Source organism: Aeromonas sp. s2 (genome assembly GCF_040907935.1).
GTDB classification, from domain to species: domain Bacteria; phylum Pseudomonadota; class Gammaproteobacteria; order Enterobacterales; family Aeromonadaceae; genus Aeromonas; species Aeromonas dhakensis.
In genome coordinates this window covers 1-3065 of record NZ_JBFOCR010000003.1, presented here as the reverse complement: position 1 = coordinate 3065, position 3065 = coordinate 1, and the positions used below count along the sequence as shown (strand labels likewise).

Here is a 3065-nt window from a genome sequence, read left to right as displayed (position 1 = left end):
TGCTCTTTAACAATCTGGAAAGCTGATTTAAAAAGTAGTTCTCAAACATTTGTTACAAGTGCTTTGGAAACTTCTTGGCGAAAACCAAATTTTATTTGGTCCTTGTTGTACGACAACAAGCTGTGCCGGTTTCACCGACACTTCTTGGGGTTGTATGGTTAAGTGACTAAGCGTACATGGTGGATGCCTTGGCAGTCAGAGGCGATGAAGGACGTACTAACCTGCGATAAGCCGTGAGCAGTCGGTAAGAGACATTACGACTCACGGATTTCCGAATGGGGAAACCCACCCGAGATAACTCGGGTATCTGTTACTGAATACATAGGTAACAGAGGCGAACCGGGAGAACTGAAACATCTAAGTACCCCGAGGAAAAGAAATCAACCGAGATTCCCTCAGTAGCGGCGAGCGAACGGGGATTAGCCCTTAAGCATCTTGGAAGTTAGTGGAACGGTCCTGGAAAGGCCGGCGATACAGGGTGATAGCCCCGTACACGAAAACAACCTTGATGTGAAATCGAGTAGGGCGGGACACGTGACATCCTGTCTGAATATGGGGGGACCATCCTCCAAGGCTAAATACTCCTGACTGACCGATAGTGAACCAGTACCGTGAGGGAAAGGCGAAAAGAACCCCTGTGAGGGGAGTGAAATAGAACCTGAAACCGTGTACGTACAAGCAGTGGGAGCCCTTCGGGGTGACTGCGTACCTTTTGTATAATGGGTCAGCGACTTACATTTTGTAGCGAGGTTAACCGTATAGGGGAGCCGTAGGGAAACCGAGTCTTAACTGGGCGTCTAGTTGCAAGGTGTAGACCCGAAACCGGGTGATCTAGCCATGGGCAGGTTGAAGGTTGAGTAACATCAACTGGAGGACCGAACCCACTAACGTTGCAAAGTTAGGGGATGACCTGTGGCTGGGGGTGAAAGGCCAATCAAACTCGGAGATAGCTGGTTCTCCCCGAAAGCTATTTAGGTAGCGCCTCGGACGAATACTACTGGGGGTAGAGCACTGTTTGGGCTAGGGGGTCATCCCGACTTACCAACCCCATGCAAACTCCGAATACCAGTAAGTAATATCCGGGAGACACACGGCGGGTGCTAACGTCCGTCGTGAAGAGGGAAACAACCCAGACCGCCGGCTAAGGTCCCAAAGTTCTGGTTAAGTGGGAAACGATGTGGGAAGGCTCAGACAGCTAGGATGTTGGCTTAGAAGCAGCCATCATTTAAAGAAAGCGTAATAGCTCACTAGTCGAGTCGGCCTGCGCGGAAGATGTAACGGGGCTCAAACCAGGCACCGAAGCCGCGGATTCACGCTAAGCGTGAGTGGTAGGGGAGCGTTCTGTAAGTCTGCGAAGGTGTGTCGAGAGGCATGCTGGAGATATCAGAAGTGCGAATGCTGACGTAAGTAACGATAAAGGGGGTGAAAAGCCTCCTCGCCGGAAGACCAAGGGTTCCTGTCCAACGTTAATCGGGGCAGGGTGAGTCGACCCCTAAGGTGAGGCCGAAAGGCGTAATCGATGGGAAGCAGGTTAATATTCCTGCACGACTTGTAATTGCGATGGGGGGACGGAGAAGGCTAGGTGGGCCAGGCGACGGTTGTCCTGGTGAAAGTGCGTAGGTGGTGTTTCTAGGCAAATCCGGAGACACAACACTGAGACACGAGACGAACACACTACGGTGTGGAAGCCATTGATGCCCTGCTTCCAGGAAAAGCCTCTAAGCTTCAGATTACAAGTCATCGTACCCCAAACCGACACAGGTGGTCGGGTAGAGAATACCAAGGCGCTTGAGAGAACTCGGGTGAAGGAACTAGGCAAAATAGTACCGTAACTTCGGGAGAAGGTACGCTCTTGTTGGTGAAGTCCCTTGCGGATGGAGCTGACGGGAGTCGCAGTGACCAGATGGCTGGGACTGTTTATCAAAAACACAGCACTCTGCAAACACGAAAGTGGACGTATAGGGTGTGACACCTGCCCGGTGCCGGAAGGTTAATTGATGGGGTTAGCGCAAGCGAAGCTCTTGATCGAAGCCCCGGTAAACGGCGGCCGTAACTATAACGGTCCTAAGGTAGCGAAATTCCTTGTCGGGTAAGTTCCGACCTGCACGAATGGTGTAACCATGGCCATGCTGTCTCCACCCGAGACTCAGTGAAATCGAATTCGCCGTGAAGATGCGGTGTACCCGCGGCTAGACGGAAAGACCCCGTGAACCTTTACTACAGCTTGGCACTGAACATTGAACCTACATGTGTAGGATAGGTGGGAGGCTTTGAAGGCGTGACGCCAGTTGCGCTGGAGCCGTCCTTGAAATACCACCCTTGTATGTTTGATGTTCTAACGCAGGGCCCTGAATCGGGCTCGCGGACAGTGCCTGGTGGGTAGTTTGACTGGGGCGGTCTCCTCCCAAAGAGTAACGGAGGAGCACGAAGGTTGGCTAATCCTGGTCGGACATCAGGAGGTTAGTGCAATGGCATAAGCCAGCTTAACTGCGAGACGGACAGGTCGAGCAGGTACGAAAGTAGGTCATAGTGATCCGGTGGTTCTGAATGGAAGGGCCATCGCTCAACGGATAAAAGGTACTCCGGGGATAACAGGCTGATACCGCCCAAGAGTTCATATCGACGGCGGTGTTTGGCACCTCGATGTCGGCTCATCACATCCTGGGGCTGAAGTCGGTCCCAAGGGTATGGCTGTTCGCCATTTAAAGTGGTACGCGAGCTGGGTTCAGAACGTCGTGAGACAGTTCGGTCCCTATCTGCCGTGGGCGTTGGATGATTGAAGGGAGTTGCTCCTAGTACGAGAGGACCGGAGTGAACGAACCTCTGGTGTTCGGGTTGTCACGCCAGTGGCACTGCCCGGTAGCTAAGTTCGGAATCGATAACCGCTGAAAGCATCTAAGCGGGAAGCGAGCCCTGAGATGAGTCATCCCTGACCCCTTGAGGGTCCTAAAGGGCCGTTGGAGACCACAACGTTGATAGGTGGGGTGTGTAAGCGCGGCGACGTGTTGAGCTAACCCATACTAATTACCCGTGAGGCTTAACCATACAACACCCAAGAAGTGTTC

The 3065-nt window shown here is 52.7% G+C and carries 1 rRNA gene; it reads left to right on the top strand.

The features are described from left to right. Positions 1–156: 156 nt before the first annotated feature. A 23S ribosomal RNA gene (locus AB5Y81_RS01460) occupies positions 157–3045 on the top strand. Positions 3046–3065 lie beyond the last annotated feature (20 nt).